At 63.9% G+C, this 19,122-nt stretch carries 13 protein-coding genes and 1 tRNA gene; 10 read left to right on the forward strand and 4 right to left on the reverse strand.

All coding sequences use genetic code 11. The features are described from left to right. The first annotated feature begins 47 nt into the window (after positions 1-47). The 5 genes from AAGD32_10590 (at position 48) to AAGD32_10610 (ending at position 8,460) form a co-directional block, all read left to right on the forward strand. Positions 48-2,036 (forward strand): hypothetical protein, encoded by a 1,989-nt coding sequence (locus tag AAGD32_10590; protein MEM8874693.1) that lies wholly within the window; start codon positions 48-50, stop codon positions 2,034-2,036. A 37-nt stretch (positions 2,037-2,073) separates the two neighbouring features. Then, positions 2,074-2,146: transfer RNA gene (locus AAGD32_10595), tRNA-Lys, on the forward strand. 112 nt (positions 2,147-2,258) lie between these two features. Further along, a complete protein-coding gene (locus tag AAGD32_10600; GenBank protein ID MEM8874694.1) occupies positions 2,259-6,449 on the forward strand; it encodes a chemotaxis protein CheB in 4,191 nt (1,396 codons plus the stop codon). After that, entirely contained in the window at positions 6,446-6,904 is a 459-nt protein-coding gene (locus AAGD32_10605; GenBank protein ID MEM8874695.1) for a response regulator, read from the forward strand. The genes AAGD32_10600 and AAGD32_10605 overlap by 4 nt, the downstream gene beginning before the upstream one ends. A gap of 50 nt (positions 6,905-6,954) precedes the next feature. Beyond that, on the forward strand, positions 6,955-8,460 hold the full coding sequence (locus tag AAGD32_10610) for a PKD domain-containing protein (protein MEM8874696.1): 1,506 nt from the start codon (positions 6,955-6,957) through the stop codon (positions 8,458-8,460). On the opposite strand, the gene AAGD32_10615 is transcribed toward AAGD32_10610, so the two are convergent. Then, positions 8,411-8,752 (reverse strand): DUF5658 family protein, encoded by a 342-nt coding sequence (locus AAGD32_10615; protein ID MEM8874697.1) that lies wholly within the window; start codon positions 8,750-8,752, stop codon positions 8,411-8,413. The genes AAGD32_10610 and AAGD32_10615 overlap by 50 nt on opposite strands. Positions 8,753-8,871: 119 nt before the next feature. Here AAGD32_10615 and tkt point away from each other — a divergent pair, with 119 nt between their 5' ends. The 3 genes from tkt to AAGD32_10630 all read left to right on the forward strand — a co-directional run bounded on the left by tkt (position 8,872) and on the right by AAGD32_10630 (position 12,699). Then, entirely contained in the window at positions 8,872-10,851 is a 1,980-nt protein-coding gene (gene tkt, locus AAGD32_10620; protein MEM8874698.1) for a transketolase, read from the forward strand. A gap of 5 nt (positions 10,852-10,856) precedes the next feature. Further along, the gene (locus tag AAGD32_10625) at positions 10,857-12,134 is read left to right on the forward strand and encodes a sulfatase-like hydrolase/transferase (GenBank protein ID MEM8874699.1); all 1,278 of its coding nucleotides are present in this window, start codon (positions 10,857-10,859) and stop codon (positions 12,132-12,134) included. Positions 12,135-12,267: 133 nt separating this feature from the next. Continuing rightward, positions 12,268-12,699, forward strand: coding sequence for a hypothetical protein (locus tag AAGD32_10630; protein MEM8874700.1), 432 nt, complete (start codon positions 12,268-12,270; stop codon positions 12,697-12,699). Between the two features lie 6 nt (positions 12,700-12,705). On the opposite strand, the gene AAGD32_10635 is transcribed toward AAGD32_10630, so the two are convergent. Both AAGD32_10635 and AAGD32_10640 read right to left on the reverse strand, forming a co-directional pair. After that, positions 12,706-14,031: an alkaline phosphatase gene (locus AAGD32_10635; protein ID MEM8874701.1), complete on the reverse strand. Its 1,326-nt coding sequence runs from the start codon at positions 14,029-14,031 to the stop codon at positions 12,706-12,708. A 47-nt stretch (positions 14,032-14,078) separates the two neighbouring features. After that, positions 14,079-15,935: a tRNA uridine-5-carboxymethylaminomethyl(34) synthesis enzyme MnmG gene (locus tag AAGD32_10640; GenBank protein ID MEM8874702.1), complete on the reverse strand. Its 1,857-nt coding sequence runs from the start codon at positions 15,933-15,935 to the stop codon at positions 14,079-14,081. Between the two features lie 369 nt (positions 15,936-16,304). Here AAGD32_10640 and AAGD32_10645 point away from each other — a divergent pair, with 369 nt between their 5' ends. Further along, entirely contained in the window at positions 16,305-16,859 is a 555-nt protein-coding gene (locus tag AAGD32_10645) for a hypothetical protein (GenBank protein ID MEM8874703.1), read from the forward strand. Here AAGD32_10645 and cobA read toward each other — a convergent pair. Then, positions 16,856-18,583, reverse strand: a complete 1,728-nt coding sequence (gene cobA, locus AAGD32_10650) for a uroporphyrinogen-III C-methyltransferase (protein ID MEM8874704.1) — start codon at positions 18,581-18,583, stop codon at positions 16,856-16,858. The two genes, AAGD32_10645 and cobA, sit on opposite strands and share 4 nt — an antisense overlap. A gap of 14 nt (positions 18,584-18,597) precedes the next feature. Here cobA and AAGD32_10655 point away from each other — a divergent pair, with 14 nt between their 5' ends. Beyond that, positions 18,598-19,071 carry a PilZ domain-containing protein gene (locus AAGD32_10655; GenBank protein ID MEM8874705.1) on the forward strand — a complete coding sequence of 158 codons (474 nt, stop codon included), beginning with the start codon at positions 18,598-18,600 and terminating at the stop codon, positions 19,069-19,071. The last annotated feature ends 51 nt before the right edge of the window (positions 19,072-19,122 follow it).

The raw sequence follows: 19,122 nt of genomic DNA on the forward strand, positions 1-19,122 counted from the left end.
CTTCAAACACCGCCCCGGCGGGTCGTCGAGTCCTACGATCCGTTTCCATGTACCGCCTGCTCGAAAACCACGGCAAGAAGATCCTGATTTTTGTCGGGGTCGGTTTGATGATCGTCTTCATCCTCCCCCCTGCCGCGTTGCAGGGCGGGAGCGGCCCAAGCGTCGGCGAAATCCCCGGCGGCATGGGCCTGACCACGCAGGACCTGAACAACGCCGAAGCCCGACTCCGCCGGCTCAACTCGTTGTATATCCCCGTCGGCGAACAAGGCGGCGTACCGGCGCTGATCACGCTCTTCCCGACGGTGCCGCAGGAATCGCAGATTCAACGCATCGGCGAGTTCTCTTCCGATCCGCTGCTGCTGCTGCTGGCGATGATCGAGGCCGAGCAGCGTGGGATCGTGCCGACCCAGGACATGATCAACGGCACGATCACCGAGGACATCCTGAAGTTCGCCGTCGGCCCCGATCTCGTGACCTACGCGGAGGCAGATGATCAGACCAAGCTCGCTTTCCAAGGCGCGGTCGCCGATCTACTCACGTTGCAAAACCTCCGTGCCCTGCTTGCCGGGGGATCGCTCAAGATCAGCAAGCCGCTCCGCGAAGCCCAGGCCGTCCGGTCGGCGGTGCTGCTCACGACGGACTACCACCTGATCGACGCCGAGCCGTTCCTCGAAACCGTCGGCGAGCCGACCGACGCGGACCTGACGGCGTTCTTCAACAAGTACGCCGACCAGAACCCCGGACAGGTCGGCAAGGACAACCCGTTCGGCGTCGGCTATCGGTTGCAGAACCGCGCCAAGGTTCAGTACTTCACCGTCGCTCGGGCCGATGTCCGCGACGCCATCGTGGCGAGCAAGACCGACTTCGAGTGGCAAAAGGAAGCGATCAAAACCTACGAGGAAGATCGCAACCGCTGGGCGGCGGCGGTGGACCAAGCCAACGCCGAACCCGAAACCGAAACGGAGACCGAGCCGCTGGGCCCCGCTCTCCCCGAGCCGTCGGCCGACGAACCGACCGATCTGTCGGGCACGACCTATGGCGAGTTGCCCGAGTCGGTGCAGGAAGACATCCGCGAAGCCGCCATCCGTCCCCTGGTCGATGAACGGCTGGTCAAGATCATCGACCTGCTCCGCAATCAAATGACCGCCGACGCCCAGGCCAACCGTGCCGCCGAGCGCGGCGGTGACGTGGCCACGATCGACAACCTCGACAGCTTCGAATACCTCCAACAACTCGCGGACGAAGCCGAGGAACGGTTCGATGTCCGACCGGCCGTCACGAGCCTCGCGGATCGGTTCCGCAGTGGTACCGAGCTCCAACGCCTCGACGGCATCGGCGGCGCGTTCACCGGCAACATCCAGAACCTCCGCTCCTTCGCACAGGCCGCGATCACCAACGAGGTGATCCTCGAAGGCACACCCAGCGAAGGTACCGGCCTGCCCCTGCTGACCCCGTCCGACCCGCTGCAGGAGTTGGCCGGTGAGAACTACTACCTGTTCCGCGTTACCGATGCGGCCAAGAGCGAACCGGCGACGGACCTCGAACCGGTGCGGACACAGGTAGTCGAAGATTGGAAGAAGACACAAGCGATGCTCGCCGCCGTCGCCCGGGCCGGGGAAATCGCCGAGTCCGACTTCGCCGGCGTGGAAGCCAGCACCGCCGAACAGGTCAGTGTTTACGCCCCGGTGCAGCTCGAGGGTGTGTCGGAAGAAGACGCCGGCACCGCCGGCTCGGCGTTCACCGCCAACCTCATCCTGCTATGGAGCACCGGCGTCGACGTCGGCGGGATCCCGCTGCCTGATGCGATGATGGCCGCCGCCGTGAAGGTCAACGACGTGAACACCATCTACGAAAACGACACCGGCAAGGCGGGCCTTCTCCGTCGGGCCGACGAACAACTCCGCACCGGGCTACTCGGCGGGGCCAGCGTCGAAGGCTTCGACGCGACCTGGCTGAGCCGCGAATCACTCATGGCCCGCACCGGCTACGTCGACACCCGCCCCGACGAAGACGAAGAAACCTCCGCCAACGGTTGACCGCCCGCGTCGGCAACGCCTACTAATCCCGCTCGCCGCGTCATTAGCTCAACTGGCAGAGCAGCTGACTCTTAATCAGCGGGTTGAAGGTTCGAGTCCTTCATGACGCACTCCCCCCGAATCGGTCCTGCGACACTCCCCATTTGGGTAGATTCACATCCCCAATGTTTTGAAGCCGTGTTTCCGGTTGTGATCGGTCGCGCATCCGCATAATGCGACAAAGTGACCCAGGACTTAACTGCGGAATCAACCCAAGAGTTAGCACGGCCAACGTTTATCGTAGGAATTGGTGCGTCCGCCGGCGGACTCGAGCCGCTCGAACAGTTCTTCGCCGCAACGCCGCCGATCACGGGTATGGCGTTCGTCGTGGTGCAACACCTCTCGCCGGATTACCCGTCGCTGATGAGCGAGCTTCTGGCCCGTCACACGTCGTTACCCATCCGCCGGGTCGAGGACGGGATGGCGGTCGGCCGCGATGCCATTTACCTGATCCCGGCCCGAAAGAACATGATCATCGAGGACGGCGTGCTGCGCCTCTTCGAGCAGGAGCGCGACGACGAGCAGCCCCCGCTGCCGATCGACGTGTTCTTCCGGTCGCTGGCCAAGGACTGCGGTGACAAGGCCGTCGCGATCGTCCTCTCCGGCACCGGCACCGACGGCTCACGCGGCATCGCCGACATCAAGAAAGCCGGCGGCATTGTCATCGTCCAGGACAAGGTCAGTGCCAAGTTCACCGGCATGCCCCGTGCGGCTTCCGACACAGGCGCCGTCGATGTCGCCCTCGCGCCCGACGAGATGCCCAGCTTCCTCGCGGCCTACGCCGAGGACCCGAGCCGGCTGCCGTCGTTCACCGATCAGGACGACGAAACGCTCGAAGGCATGGAGGGCGTGCTGCGCCTGCTCAACACCGAGCACGAGATTGATTTCTCCCTGTACAAGCCGTCCACGGTCCACCGCAGGATCGAGCGGCGGATCATGCTCGGGACCGACGACAACATCAATCAGTACGTCGATCGGCTCAAGAACGATCCCGACGAGTTGCACCAACTCTACAAGGACCTGCTCATCGGCGTGACGCAGTTCTTCCGCGACGCCGCAGCATTCCAAAGCCTGGGCGGCAGTGCGATCAAGGAGATTTTCGAACAGCGCGGCCCGCAGGAAGAAGTGCGCGTGTGGGTCGCGGGATGTGCGACCGGTGAGGAGGCGTACTCGATCGCCATGCTCCTGGACGAGGAGCGTCGCCGGCTGGGCCGCGAGAACCAACCGATCCGCGTGTTCGCCACCGACGCGCACCGCTCGTCGGTCGACTTCGCGGCGACCGGCCGCTATCCCGCCGACCGGCTCCGCGAAGTCATGCCCGACCGGCTCAGCGAGTACTTCACCTCGGTCGGCACCGAGTTTCAGGTCACGCCGCGCTTGCGGCAGATGATCACCTTCGCGACACACAACCTCATCAGCGACGCGCCGTTCACGCGGATGGACCTGGTGACGTGCCGCAACGTCCTGATCTATTTTAAGAAGCCGTTGCAGACGCAGGTGATCTCGCTGCTGCACTTCGCGATGAACGCCAACGGGTTCATGTTCCTCGGCCCGTCGGAGACGACCCAGCCGTTCCGGGACGAGTTCGAGACGATTGACTCGCATTGGCGGATTTACCGCAAACGCCGCGATGTTCGCCTGATTTCACCGACACGACTGCCGACACGGACACCGTCGATGCGGCGCGCGCCAGTCCCGAGCATCACCCCGCAAAATGCGTTGCCGCTGTCGGGCGACACCCATCTCATGCGGGTCTACGACCAGCTGCTAGGCGAAACGATCGGCGCGGCGATCCTGGTCAACGAACGACGCGAAGTCTTACACGTCTTCGGCGAAGCGGGTGCGTTCTTGCATGTGCCGATCGGCAGGCGAACGTTCGATGTGTTGGCGATGATCGACGAACCGCTCAAGACCGCGGTCGGCGCGGCCATCCAAAAGGGGCTGACCTCCGACAAGATGGAGACGGTCGGTCGGGTCCGCATCGATGACGAAACGACGGTGCTGGTGTCGGCTTCGCCGATCAACGCTGGCAATCGTGAGGAACGTGCCATTCTGGTCCGACTCGACACAGCTCAGACGCCAAAACCCGAACACCCCAAGCCTTCCAAAAACATCCCCGAGTCCAAGCAGGAAAGCACCACCGGCAACACCGTTTCATCAAACGCCAACGACGACTTCGACGCGTCAGGTGCAAACGAGGAAACCATCGTCACCCTCGAGCAGGAACTTCAATACACCAAGGAAACCCTCCAGTCCACGATCGAAGAACTGGAGACCGCCAACGAGGAACTCAACGCCACCAACGAAGAACTCATCGCCAGCAACGAGGAGCTTCAGTCCACCAACGAAGAGTTGCACTCGGTCAACGAAGAGCTGCACACGGTCAATGCCGAGTATCAGCAGAAGATCACCGAACTCACGCAGTTGACCGACGACATGAACAACCTGTTGTCGAGCACGGCAATCGGGACCGTGTTCGTCGACCGAGACCTGAACGTGCGGCGCTTTACCCCGTCGATCAAGGGGCTGTTCAACCTGCGTGATGCCGACCTCGGACGCCCGCTGGCCGAGATCAGCCCCGTCGTCAAGTACTCGGCCTTGATCGACGACGCGCGGATGGTCCTCGAGACCGGACAAGTACACGAACACGAAACCGAAGCGCACGACGGCACGAACCTATTGATCCGATTCAACCCGTACCTGCTCAACAACGGCAACATCAACGGGCTTGTCATCACCACCGTCGACATCACCAAGATCAAGCAAGCGGAGAAGGACACCGAAGAAGAACGTGTCCTCACTCAACGCATCCTCGACACGCTGCCGGCGATGGTGATCTTCAAGGACGACGAGAACCGCATACTCCGGATCAACCAGACGGTGGCCGATTGGGTCAAACTCCCGCGCGACCAGATCGAAGGGCGACACAGCTCTGAGATCTTCGGCGAGGAGTTGGCGGCGAAGTACTACCAGGACGACCTCCAGGTTCTTCGCGCCGGCAAACCCGTGCTGGGCATCACCGAGAAGGTCGACACCGACGCCGGAACACGCTGGGTCCGGACCGACAAAGTACCTTTGGTGGATTCTCGCGGCCGAAAAGGGCTCGTGGCCGTGGTGTCCGACATCACAGACCTTCACGACGCACAGTCCCGCCTCGAAGCACTGACACAGCGCTTCGAAGCGTTCATGTCCAACTCGCCCGCCATGAAGTGGGCCGTCGACGAGGACAATCGCTACATCTTCGTCAACGACGCGTACTGCCAGATCATGCGGGTCGAACGCGAAGAGATCATCGGCAAAAAGACCAGCGAGGTATTGAGCAAGCAGACCTCCGAGGCGTTTCTCAAACGATCCCGATCGACCAACAACCAGGCCCTCTCGGCCGGTCAGCCGATCACGTTCGAGATCGAGGTTCCCGTCGACGAAAACGTCTGCTGGATGTACGTCACCAAGTTCATCTTCGAAGACGCCAACGGCAACCAGATGATCGGCGGTTCGGCACTGGACATCACCGAACTCAAGCGGGTCGAAAGCGAACTGAAGCAAGTCAACGAGGAACTCGAGTCGCGCGTCACCTTTCGCACCGCCGAACTCACCGAGGCCCGCGACAAGCTCGAAAGCCGGGTCGAGTCACGCACCAGCGACCTGCGCATGCGCAACGAGCAGCTCGATCAGTTCGCCCGGGTGGCCTCCCACGACCTGCGATCACCGCTGCGGACGATTATCGGCTACACGGAAATTCTCAGCGATCGGGCCGGTCTTGATGACCCGTTGGTCAAGGAATCGCTCGAGTCGATCATTCGCGCCGGCAATCGAATGACCGGACTGATCGACGCCCTATCCAGCTTTTCACGGATCGGGCGTACGCCGCTCCAGACCGAGGAAGTCAACCTGAACGACGTCATCCGACAATGCCGTGAAGATCTCGCCGCCGAAGTAGCAGCCGCCGAAGCGACCATCGTCGTGGAGCCCTTGCCGACCGTGCAGGGCGATCACACGCTTTTGCGGCAGGTGGTCCAGAACCTAATCACCAACGCGATCAAGTTCGTCGGCGAGGACAAGCCCCGGGTCGAGATCGGCCCGATCGCCGAAGGAGAAGCTGTCTTCCCGGAAGGTGAATCCGTGCCCGGTGGCGGCTTCTACGTCCAGGATCACGGCATCGGTATCGAGCCGGACTTCATCGAAACCATCTTCGAGCCGTTCACCCGGCTCTACCCCAATCACGAGTATCCGGGCTCTGGAGTCGGCCTCTCAATTTGCCGACGCATCATCAACAACCACGGTGGTGTCATCTTTCTCGAATCGGAGCTCGGCAAGGGCACGCGGTTCAGCGTGGTCTTCCCGCCAGACAGGCTTACAGGAGTATCACAGTGAAGAAGAAGCCAACCATCCTGCTGATCGAGGACAACCGCGACGACCAGCGATTCGTCAAACTCGCGCTCGAGTATCTCGAGATCGACGCCAACCTCGAAGTGGTCGACGACGCGCGCCACGGCATGCGGTATCTGATGAACGAGGGCGAATACGAACACGCCGAGACGCCCGACCTGATCATCATGGACATCAACATGCCGCGCGTGTCGGGGATCGAGATGCTCGACCTGATGCATGTCGACGAGCGGATCGGGCTGATCCCGGTCATCATGCTCACCACCTCCGACGCCAGCGAGGATGTCAACGCGTGTTACGCCAAGGGTTGCAACGCGTTCGTCACCAAACCGTTCGGACACAAGGAGCTTCTCGACAAGCTCAACAAGCTGTGTGCGTTCTGGCTCGACGCCGCCGAGCTCCCGACCGTCAGCCGACCGCACGCCAAGGCGATGGCCTGACGCGAAAGTTGCGCCGTCGGGCCGGAGCCGTGCGTTAGCGCCGGGGTTGTATGGAGACCCCAGCGAGCATCGCCGCCGGCCTGCGTCGAGCGGCCGACTTCGTCGAGAGATCGAACGCAACAGCCGACGGCGACGCGATTCACAAGATCGTTGGCAGCAACGGCGTCGTCCACGTCCGCCCCGGCGCCGGACTCCTCGGTGATCGGCCGCTGGATGCCGACCTGCTTTGGGACTTCGGCGATCCGGGCGGGCGGCGGAACCAACTCCCGGGCTTCAACGCCGCCCACCGATACAGCGAACCGGGCGAATACACCGTCACGCTCGTCTTGCGGCACGCCGGTTCCGTAAGTATCCACCGCTCGACGGTGCGTGTTCCCTCCGTTGATCGAAGCCGAACGATCACGCAACCGGCCCCCAAGCTCGGCGATGGCGTCCGCCTCGAACTCACCCGCGGCAACGTCTACGACATCGACGAAACAATCGTGCTCGGCGGCCATGACATACGCATCACCGCCGTCGGCACCGGTCCGCCACCAATCCTTCGATGGGTCGGCGGCAGCGGCGAAATGATCCGCTGCACACCGACGTGCCGGGACGTGCTGATCGAAGGCATCGCGTTCGACGCCGTCGGCAAACGCGGCGACCGTTTCCTGATCGCCAACGCCATCGCCGCATCCGGCACCAACCTCGCCATCATCGACTGTCGCTTCGATCAGGTGCAGGACGCGATCAATGCCAACGGTCGACCGACCGGCTTGCTCATACAGCGCTGCACCGCCGGCGACGATCTTCACGCCTACCTCTGCTGGGCCGAAGGCACCGACATCGTTCTGCTCGACAACACCGCCACGCACAGCATCAAGGAACACATCGTCCGAGTCGGCGGTGCGGAGCGTTTGCTTGGTGTCGGCAACGCTTTCACGAACCGTCGCAAATCGTGTTTCAACGTGCAGGTCGCCGAGCAGGTCTGGCTTGAGGACAACCGGATCTCCGGCGCGTGGGCGCTGGGCCCGTTGGGCGGAGCGGACGGCCGAGACTCAACCGAGCGATGCCGGATCGCCGTCGTGCGGAGCAACGTCAGCGACACGACTTTCGAGCTCAAGCACGGTGCCGAGTCGGTCCGCTTCAGCGGCAACCTGCTCCACACCGACAACCAACCGGCGATCTGCATCGAAGGCTTCTCGGCCGCGTTCGATCGCGGCGTGACGGACATCGACCTGTACGACAACACCGCGGTCAACCTCGGCGAGCACGGCAACTTCCTCCGCATCGACGGCCCGGCGAAGAACGTACGCCTCACCGGCAACCGCTACCTCGCCCCACGCCTGCGGCCCGGCAGCCACGAGACTGCGGTGATCTTCATCCTCGACGACAACGCCGACGCGATCGTTGGGATGACCGACAATCACTGGCCGGATACGCGAGATCGAAACCACGCATTCGCCGGCGACGGACTTCATTACGTCTGGCCGACATGGAGCGACCAGCGCGGCTACGTCCGCGACCTCACGAACCCGTCAGCAGGATCAGCGCAAACACCACCGGCATCAGCGTGAGGGCGATGCCATAGACCGTGAGCCGACGACCGGCCTCGAAGTTCAACCGCCCGACGTACTCGCACAGGAGAATCACGAACGAGATGACGACGAACTTGAAGATCGTCATGCCCGAGATGCCGAAGCGTTCAAGGATCCAGTTGGCCACGGGGTTCGCCTCGGCGCCACCGATGCTCAGGATCACGAAGGTCATCATCACGTCCAGCGTGCTGAAGAGCACGAACCACACGTATCGGTCGGGAAACAACAGCGTCCCCCACGGCGGTGGGTTGTCCGGATCGACCGGGGTCACGGCCGAGCGTATGCGGCGGATGGTCGCGGCTTTGACCAAGATGGGGCCGACGGTGACCGGGGGTTCTTAACCATTTTCGCCTATTGAGAAGCACCCCGCCGTCCGCCACAATCCGACGCATGCCCGATATCGAACCCAAGCTCGCCGTTGACACCATCCGCATGCTCAGCGCCGATGCTGTTCTCGAAGCCAACTCCGGCCACACCGGCACGCCGGTCGCCCTCGCGCCGGTCGCCTACGAGATCTTCCAAAACCACCTCCGCTACGATCCGGCCGATCCGAAGTGGGCCAACCGTGATCGCTTCATCCTTTCGGTCGGCCACGCGTCGATGCTGCTCTACTCCATGCTGCACGTCTGCGGCGTCAAGGAGAAGGACGGTTCCCCCGCGGTCAGCCTCGACGACATCAAGCACTTCCGCCAGCTCGGCTACAAGACCCCCGGCCACCCCGAATCCCACCTGACCGCCGGCGTTGAAGTCACCACCGGACCGCTCGGCCAGGGTGTCGGCACCTCGGTCGGCATCGCCGCCGCGGGCAAGCACCTCGCCGCGAAGTATCCCGACCTCTTCGATTACAACGTCTACGTTCTCTGCTCCGACGGTGACATGATGGAGGGCATCGGCAACGAAGCCGCTTCGCTCGCCGGCCACATGCAACTGGACAACCTCGTCTGGCTCTACGACGACAACGAGATCACCATCGAGGGCGATACCGATCTCGCCTTCACCGAGAACGTCGCTGACCGGATGGCAGCGCAGGGTTGGAACGTCATCCACATCGACGATGCCAACGACATCGCCGCGGTGAAGGCGGCACTCGAGAACTTCAAGAACACGACCGGCAAGCCGACGTTCGTCAACATCAAGTCGAAGATCGCCTACGGCTTCCCGACGATGCAGGGCAGCCACAACGCCCACGCCGCCGTCACCGACGCCGAGGAGATCAAGGGCGCGAAGAAACACTTCGGCCTGCCGCCGGACGAAAAGTTCTACATCCCCGACGGCACCTACGACCACTACGCCGCCGGCTTCGGCAAGCGCGGGTCCGAGGCTCACGCCGCGTGGAAGAAGAAGCTGGACGCGCACGCCGACGGCAAGGCGATCGCCGACCTTCTCGACGGAAAACTGCCTGCGGGCTGGGACGCCGATCTGCCGACCTTCGAGCCCGACGCCAAGGGCATGGCCTCCCGCTCGTCCAGCGGCAAGGTTCTCAATGCACTGGCCAAGAAAATCCCGACGCTCCTCGGCGGCAGCGCCGACCTGGCTCCGTCGAACAACACGCTGCTCGCCGACGAAGACGGCTTCCTCCCCGGCACCTACCACGGCCGAAACTTCCACTACGGCGTCCGTGAACACGTCGCCATGACCACCGTCAACGGCCTGACCCTCTCGGGCTTGCGTGGGTACGGGGCGACGTTCTTCGTCTTTACCGACTACTGCCGACCGGCCCTGCGGCTCGCGTCGATCATGCAGATCCCGTCGCTGTTCATCTTCACGCACGACTCGATCGGCCTGGGCGAGGACGGCCCGACCCACCAGCCGATCGAGCACCTGGCGATGATGCGCGCCACGCCCGGCGTTTACGTCTTCCGCCCCGCCGACGCCAACGAAGTCCGCGAGTGCTACAAGGCGGCCATGAAGCTCGAGCACAATCCGGCGCTCATGGTCTTCAGCCGGCAGAACCTGCCGACCATGGACGCCGACACCAGCGACGCGGCCAAGGGGGCTTATGTCATCGGCCCCTGCCAGGGCACGCCCGACGTCATCCTCATGGGCACCGGCTCGGAGGTGCAGCACCTCATGGAAGCCAAGGCCACCCTGGAGGCCGACGGCATGAACGTCCGCGTCGTCAGCATGCCTTGCTGGGAGCTCTTCGAGCAGCAGGACGATGCGTACAAGCAGAGCGTCCTTCCGGATGAAGTGACCAAGCGCGTCGCGATGGAGGCCGCCAGTGACTTCGGCTGGCATCGCTACATCGGCCCCAAGGGCAAGGCCATCGCCATGCAGAGCTTCGGCGAATCGGCACCGGCGGGCGAGTTGTTCAAACACTTCGGCTTCACCGCCGAGAACGTGGTGAAGACAGTGAAATCGCTGGGCTGATCTCTTTGTCATCCCGCCCGCCCGACATCCTCATCTCGATCGCCGACGATCAGCGCCACTCCGCCATCGGCTGTGCCGGAGTCGAGGCGGTGCGTACGCCCCACCTCGACGCGCTGGCCGACCGCGGCTGCCGCATCACGCGTGCCCATCACGCCGGTTCTCCGCACGGCGCGGTGTGTATCCCGAGCCGTGCGATGTTGCACACCGGGCGCGGGCCGTTCGACATTCCGGATGAGATGTTGCTCGGCGCGACGTCGGCCGGCCCGGCGACCGCCCCGACCCTCGCGTCGTTGCTTCGCGCGGCCGGCTATCACACGCACATGGTCGGTAAGTGGCACAACGGCCCGGCCGCGTTGCGGCGTGACTTCGACGCCGGCAAGTGCGTGTTCGAAGGCGGGATGACCGACCCGTGGAACGTGCCAGCCGTCGACTTCGACGCGGACGGCGAGACCGCATACTGCTACCAGGGTGTGCATGCGACCGAGCAGTTCACCGACGCGGCCGAGCGGGTCATCAACGCCCATCGGCGTGGAGATTTCGGCGACAAACCGTTGTTCCTCTGCGTTGCATGGACCGCGCCGCACGATCCGCGACAGACACACCGGCAGTTTCACGACCTTTACGACCCGGCCGACATCGAACTGCCGCCCAACGCCTGGCCGCGGCATCCGTTCGACAACGGCGAGATGAGCGTCCGCGACGAGATGCTCGCGCCGCTGCCGCGCGATCCCGGCGAGATGTGTCGACACATCGCCGACTACTACGCCATGATCACCCACATGGACGCGGGCATCGGTCGGGTGCTGGACGCGTTCGGCGATGGGCTTGCGATCCACACCGCCGACCACGGTCTCGCCGTCGGCCAACACGGGCTGATGGGCAAGCAAAATCTCTACGACCACTCGATCCGCGTCCCGCTGATCATGGCCGGGCAGGGCGTGCCGGTCGGCGTGCGCGACGGGCTTTGCTATCAACATGATTTGTTCCCGACGATCTGCGAGACAACGGGCGCCGAGTTGCCCGACGGCATCGTGTTCGAGTCGCTCTGGCCGATGGTCCGCGGAGAATCGGAAGGCCGGGCGTTTGTCGGTTGTCGTTATGCCGACCACCAGCGTTGTGTCACCGACGGCCAACGCAAACTCATCACCTACGTCAACGGTCGGCGGCAGTCGTTCGATCTCAACGCCGATCCGTGGGAAACCCACGACCTCGGCGGCGATGCGGAACTCGTGGCGATGCTCGGCGAATGGCAACGAGCGTTCGCCGACCCGCTGGCATCATGAACACAGGGTACCATCACTCAGCCGACGGCAGAGTGATGCGCCGACGATCATCACCGCATCAGCCTGGCTAAGCCCGATTGATGGCACCCGATTGAGCATGTGTGTTGACGTCGGTATCGATACAATATACGGCATGACCCCCGTCGCTTGCATATTCCTGGTTCTCATGACTTGTGGTTTGAGCGAAGGCCCAGCCACCTCACCCGCGACACAAGAGGCAGTTGAGAAGCGTAGTGACGACGAGATTCGCGAGGTCGGCAGCCGGATGCAAAAGGCAATGCTCGTCGCCGTGGAGGAACTTGACAGGACCGGCGAATGGCCGGCCAATCTGCTGGAGTCCATTCCGAAGAAACTGCGGGAGAAGCTACCGCCAACGCTGGTCTACGCCCGCCCAACTCGACCGATCCAGAACTGGGGTGGCAACGTACCCGTCCTGTTTGAGAACAAGATGTGGACCGGTCAGCCGCTTTGGGTGTTCTTTGCGGATGGACATGGTGAACTTGTGAGTGACGAGAAGGAGTTTCAGAGACTGCAATTCCTAGCTGGCATCAATGGCGGGCCATGACCCACTTCACTCGCCGGCGAAGAGCGTGCGACGGATGAGTTTGGCGACGTCCGTATTGTCGAACGAGCCACGCACGAAGTGGCTGTTGAACCCATCGGCCCGGACCAACACGCCGCCGGCGACGTCGTTTCGACTCGACCACACCACCGCAAACGGCAGACTCCGGCCGAAGCGATCCGGCGCGCTCATGAACGGCGCCGTCCCCGTTCCCGCGATGCCGTCCACCGGTGCCCCGTTGAAATCGCGCGGCGGCACGGCGCCGGGAATGTCGTCCTCCGAGCGGATCGGAAACCCAACCGGCCGCAGGCCCCCGCCGTCGCTGTCGGCGGTCGTGATCAGCAGCGTCTGCGGGTTGTCGCGCAGGAAACGCCTTGCAATGCCGAGCGCGTCGTCGGCCCGCTTGGCCGCTTCGAGCGTCGCGTTGGCGTTGTTCTTGTTGCCGAAGTTGTCCGTGCCCTCTTCCTCCACGACGAGCAGGAACTGCCGACCACCGCGGCCGAGGATGCGTAACGCGACGTCGGTCATCTCGGCGACGGTCGGCGCGTCCGGGTCGTAGTTCGGCAAGCCGGCCGCGCGAAGTTCCTCCTCCGACTTGTCGTTGAACGTGTGCCCCGCCGCGAACAGGCCGAGCACCTTGTCCGTGTCGGCGGGCAGCGCGAGCAACTCCTCACGGGTGTAGATGACGGTGTAGCCCTGCGCCTTGGCGTACTCGATGAGGTTCTGATCGTCGTCGCGACTACCGATGCCGTGAACACCTTCGACGCCTTCGGGCAAGAAGTCCCGTTCGCCGCCGCCGAGGATGACGGCCGCGCCGCTGTCGAGCAGCCCCTTGGTGATCTGATCGAAGTCACGCCGAAGCGATGCGTCCGCAAGAAACGCGGCCGTGCCCGGCTCGATGGCGGCACCGCTCTGCACCACGCCCGTCGGAATGCCCGCCGCGATCGCCTGCTTCGCGACGCTCAGCGAGTTGCCGTCGGAGTCGGTCGGCTCGGTGCCGCCATCACCGCCACGGTCTCGGCCGAACGCGTCGTGATCGACTTTCATCCCATACGCATGCACCGTCGCCCCGGCATTGCTCGTGCCGGTCAACGAGTTGCGCAGGTGGCCGCGATACACCGCCACCTCGGGCAGCAGGTCCCAGTTCAGATCGTCATCGGGGCCGACGTATCGCATCCGCGCCGCCGCCCATGTCGCCGCGCCGGCACCGTCGGGATGAATGAAGATGACGCTGCCACGGTCCGACGGAATCGCCAACCCGACAGGCTCGGCTGACACCTGCGGTGCCGGTGGCGCGACTTGGAACAACAACGCGGCGACGAGGACGATGAGCATGCCGAAAGTCTATCGCGACTTCGTCAAGCTAAGATGAAGCCGGTGCGTCACTCGTGCCTGGCCAGATGAACCGCGAGGACGGTGACGTCGGCGGGTGTGACGCCGCTGATCCGCAGAGCTTGGCCGAGCGAACGCGGCGTGAACTGGCCAAGCGCGAGCTTCGCCTCGGTCCGTAAACCGGTGACGGCGGCGTAGTCGACGTCGCCGGGGATGAGCCGTTGCTCGAAGTCGGCCATCTTCTCGATCTCGCGGCGCTGGCGTTCGATGTAGCCGGCGTACTTCAACTCGGTCGTGACACGCTGGCCGACCGCATCGGGAAACTCCGTCTCGGGCAGGTCGGCCCATTCGTTGCCGGGACGGCGCAGCCAGTTGGCCTGTTCGGGCGTCAGGCTCGCGCGGAGGCGATCCATCGCTTCGCGTGTCGTTTCGAACGCGGCCCATCGCTCGTCGTCAACCAACCCAAGCTCGCGACCGACCGGCGTCAAGCGAGTGTCGGCGTTGTCACCACGCAAGATCAGGCGATGCTCGGCGCGGCTGGTGAACATGCGGTACGGCTCGATCGGGTGCTTGGTCACCAAGTCATCCACCAACACGCCGATGTACGCCTGATCACGGCCGAGCACGAAGTCCGGCGTCTCGCCGCGTGCCAACTTCGCGGCGTTCACACCGGCGACGAGGCCCTGCCCCGCCGCTTCTTCGTAACCGCTGGTGCCGTTGATCTGCCCGGCGAGGAACAGGCCCGGCACGCGCTTGGTCTCGAGCGTCGCCTTGATCTGCCGCGGCCAGACCATGTCGTACTCGACCGCGTAGCCCCAACGGATCACCTCGGCTTTCTCGAGGCCCGGGATGTGCTCAAGCATCGCCGCCTGCACGTCGGCCGGCAGCGAGGTGCTGATGCCGTTGCAGTAGATTTCGTCGTTATCGAGCGACTCGGGCTCGAGAAAGATCTGGTGACGCGGCTTGTCGGCGAAGCGGTGGACCTTGTCTTCGATGCTCGGGCAGTAGCGCGGACCGGCCGAGTCGATCTGGCCGGAGAACATCGGGGCACGGTGCAGATTCGCGCGGACGATGTCGTGGGCGGCGTCGGTGGTGTGGCCGATGTGGCACGGCAGCTGCTCGATCGGCGGTCGCCAGAAAAAGGTGTCAGGGTCCTTTTCCGCAGGAACGGCACCGGCCGGTGTTGGCGCCCGGACGGAAAAGGACCCTGACACCTTCTTCTCAAGCCGGGCGTACTCGTTCATGTAGCTGAACGGCACCGGTGTTTCGTCGCCAGGTTGGAGTTCGAACCGGTCGAAGTCGATCGAGCCGGCCCGGAGGCGTGGCGGCGTGCCGGTCTTGAGCCGGCCGAGTTCGAAGCCGAGTTGTTGCAGGACATCGGAGATGGAGTTGGCCGGCGCCTCGCCGACACGTCCGCCGGGTGTGCGGGTGTCGCCGGTGTGCATGAGGCCGCGCATGAACGTGCCGGTGGTCAGCACCAAGGCTGCGGCCGTGACTGTCCGTCCGTCGGCGAGCGTGACCTTTCCTTGTTCCAATCCCGCGACCTCGCCGGCGATGACCTCGATGCGTCCATGCCCTTCGACGGCGTTGCGCACCCATTCGGCGTAGCGATACTTGTCCGACTGGCAACGCGGCCCACGCACCGCCGGGCCTTTGCTGCGGTTGAGCATGCGGAACTGGATGCCGGTCGCGTCGGCGGCTCGTCCCATCAGCCCGCCGAGCGCATCGACTTCGCGTACGATCTGCCCCTTGGCGAGACCGCCGATAGCCGGGTTGCACGACATCTGTCCGATCTTCGCCGGATCGAGCGTGATAAGGGCTACGACGCAGCCCATGTTGGCTGCGGCCCACGCGGCCTCGACGCCGGCATGGCCGCCGCCGATCACGATGACGTCAACGTTCTTCACGACGCCATTGTACGCAGAAGTCGATGCCGTAGGCGCAGAAGCCAGAGGCCCAGGAGGATCGCCCCCATACAACCGGCTAGTAACAAGTAGCCCGTCGTTGCGTCGCGGTCAGGGGGCCTCAGCGCCCGAGCCGCCCGCATGCCCAACAGAATGCCCGCCACCAGCGCCGGGAATGCCAACCGCCCCGCCCACGCACCCGCACTGTTCCAATCGTGTCGGAAACGGTCCGGTGGTGAGGGTTCTGTGGAATCTTCTACGTCGTTCGGGACATTCGGCATGTGTTTCGCACCGATATTTTTACGAGTCGGCTGCAACTTATCCGTCGAAGAACCGACTAAGGTTGACATGGCCGTAAGTGGGAGTGCCAAGATGAAACGTTCACGTCCGATCATTGTTGCCCTGTTGAGCTTGGGCGCGTTGTCTTTCGCAACGCCGACCGCAGATGCGAGTCAAGCCAAGAACCTCCGTAGCCAGCTACGCGAGGAAACGACCCTGCTTCGGCAATCTCTGTACAGCTCGCCGGACTTGCATGTGGCCCGTGCCGAGTTGCTGCGGACCACGCGTGAGTGGTCGGAGGTTCGGGGCCGCCTGATCGCCAAGCTCGAACTCGACGGCGACTACAACGACCTTCGCCAGGATTTGCTCACGGCCCAGCTCGAACTACGCGAGATCACCGAGTGGGCCGAGGGTGGCCACCCGCTTCGGACGCAGGCGGCCATGCGGATACTCAATATCAAGCAACAGATTCGCACGGTCGAGTCTGTGGCATTCGCCGGCAATGCCGACCTGATCCAGGCGCGGCAAAACATGGTCGACGCCCGTGGCGAACTCAAGCGCATCCTCGACGACATCCGTTACCGCTTGCGAAACGATCAACGCCTGGTCCAGTTGCGTGGCCGACTCCGCGCGGCCGTCCGGGCCTAATCGCCGACGATTCCCGTAACCAACGCTTGCAGCGTCGGCTCACTTGCCTCGGTATCGACATGCAACCCCAGTTCGCGGAGCGTTGCCGATGTCTTCGTACCGATACTCGCGACTCGCACGTTGCTGAGCTTCCCAATACCGCCGAGCAACTCCACGAGGTTCCGTGCGGTGCTGCTGCTCGAAAAGCAGGCCCAATCAACGTCCCCCGCTTCAAGGGCGTCGTGAAATTCCCGCGGCAGTTCGTCGACGGGCAAGGTGCTGTACAACGAAAGCTCCATCGCTTCTTCAGCCCCGCCGGCACGTAGTTTCTCCGGCAAGTCGGCCCCTGCAATATCCGCACGCGGCAACAGGAACGACCGGCCATCGACCAAGCCGGCGGCGGCCATCTGATCCGCCAACTCGCCCGCGTTCCCGGTCCCCACGAAGTCCGCCCGCAACCGCAAAAGTTCCCACAGCGCTTGCGCGGTCGCCGACCCAACAGCGGCGAGCTTGCAACGCCCCAACCGCCGGGCGTCCCACCTCGGCTCGCTCGCGTCCATCGCTTCGAGAAAAGCCCGCACCGCATTGCCGCTGGTGAAGACCGTCCAGTCGTAGCTGCCCATACCTTCGAGGTGCTGAAGGTTGCCCGGCGTAAGGTTCGACACCGTACGAATCGTCGGCGCTTCCAACACGTTTGCCCCGATCGCTTCGAGTTGATCGCGCAAGCCGCTGGCCTGCTGGCGGGTGCGGGTGATCAGGACTGTTTTGCCGAAGAGCGGCCGGGTGTCGAACCACCGCAACGTGTCGCGAAGCGCAACGGTCGGCCCGACGTAAGTGATGGCCGGGCTGCCGATCGCTTCACGCTTCACCGCCTCGACAATCGTCGCGAGCGTGGCGGTGACGGTACGCTGCTTCGCGGTCGTGCCCCATTGCACCGTGGCGGCGGGCGTGTCGGGGGCCATGCCGTTGGCGATGAGCCGCTCGGTAATGCGTGGCAGCGCCTTGACGCCCATGTAGAAGCACAGGCCTGGCAACTTCGCCAACGCCGCGTAGTCGAGATCGCTCGACCCGGCGGGGTCGGCGGCCTGGCGGGCTTTGGTTTCGTCGTCCTGGTAGCGCCGCTCTTTTTCGTGGCCAGTCACAAGCGTGAAGCCGCTGTTGAGGTCGCGGTGGGTCACGGGGATGCCGGCATACGCGGCGGCGGCGATGGCGGCGGTGATGCCGGGGACGACCTCGAAGCTCACGCCCGCATCTCGCAAGGCTTCGCACTCCTCGCCACCCCTGCCGAAGACGAACGGATCGCCGCCCTTGAGCCGCACGACCTGATGGCCTGCCTGGCCGAGTTCGACGAGCAACGCGTTGATCTGATCCTGGGTCCGGGCGTGATGGGACGCACGCTTGCCGACGTAGATGTGCTCGGCACCGGGGGCGAGGTCCAATAACCTCGGACTGCTCAACGCGTCGTAAACGACATGCGTCGCGTCCCGCAGTTTTTCCTGGCCGCGCACCGTGAGCAACCCCGGATCACCCGGGCCGGCACCGACGAGGGAAACATGGCCTCTCGAATGTGAAACGAGGTTCGACAAGTGAAAAACTTTAGGTGCGCTTGAGCGACCCGCGCGATGTGCCGATGAGATTGAAACAGGGCGCAGTGACCGATAACGCATCGGCCGAACCGCGTCGTGCATCCGGTCGTTCAAACGGCCGATGATGGACAAGAGCGTCGAACCCGCTCGACGCCGCATAAGGAGATCGCCCCATGGTTGCCGCACTGAAGTTTCCGCCGCTCGGTCGTCAAAACGACGACACCCTCGAACTCGAACCGCGTATCGCCCCCGAGACCGATCCGCAGCCCAATCCGTTCCAGGACCGCATGCGGGATCGTCAGCCGGTCACCGAACCGAGCTACATGCGGATGCGGACACGGCGCGGCAGTGAACGCCGCGTGTTCGAGCGAAAGGCGGCCAGCGGCCGTGTGAGCGGGCGCCGGACGGACCATTCCGTGCATGCCCACAAGATGCCCTACCTCAACCTAAGCCTCGACGACATCTCCGTCGGTGGCATGCGTGCCCAGAGCCAGGAGATGGTCGAGCCCGGCGAGCATGTCGTGGTCTTCTTCCCGCCGCAGGGGAATCAGATGGGCTGGGACGCCTACGGCCGCGTGGTCCGCTGCCTGCCGAAGGGTCACGGCTACGAAGTCGCGTTGGAGTTCGACCCGCTGCCGGCGGCTTGAACATTCTCAGTCATCCTGAGCGCAGTCGAAGGATCTCTTCGCGTCCGTGAC

This window comes from Planctomycetota bacterium (genome assembly GCA_039182125.1).
GTDB lineage: Bacteria > Planctomycetota > Phycisphaerae > Tepidisphaerales > Tepidisphaeraceae > JBCDCH01.

Excerpts from the sequence above, each read along its gene's own strand:
- AAGD32_10590 (MEM8874693.1), top strand. The coding sequence starts at position 48 with ATGTACCGCCTGCTCGAAAACCACGGCAAGAAGATCCTGATTTTTGTC.
- AAGD32_10610 (MEM8874696.1), top strand. The coding sequence starts at position 6,955 with ATGGAGACCCCAGCGAGCATCGCCGCCGGCCTGCGTCGAGCGGCCGAC.
- tkt (MEM8874698.1), top strand. The coding sequence starts at position 8,872 with ATGCCCGATATCGAACCCAAGCTCGCCGTTGACACCATCCGCATGCTC.
- AAGD32_10630 (MEM8874700.1), top strand. The coding sequence starts at position 12,268 with ATGACCCCCGTCGCTTGCATATTCCTGGTTCTCATGACTTGTGGTTTG.
- AAGD32_10635 (MEM8874701.1), bottom strand. The coding sequence starts at position 14,031 with ATGCTCATCGTCCTCGTCGCCGCGTTGTTGTTCCAAGTCGCGCCACCG.
- AAGD32_10645 (MEM8874703.1), top strand. The coding sequence starts at position 16,305 with ATGAAACGTTCACGTCCGATCATTGTTGCCCTGTTGAGCTTGGGCGCG.
- cobA (MEM8874704.1), bottom strand. The coding sequence starts at position 18,583 with ATGCGGCGTCGAGCGGGTTCGACGCTCTTGTCCATCATCGGCCGTTTG.
- AAGD32_10655 (MEM8874705.1), top strand. The coding sequence starts at position 18,598 with ATGGTTGCCGCACTGAAGTTTCCGCCGCTCGGTCGTCAAAACGACGAC.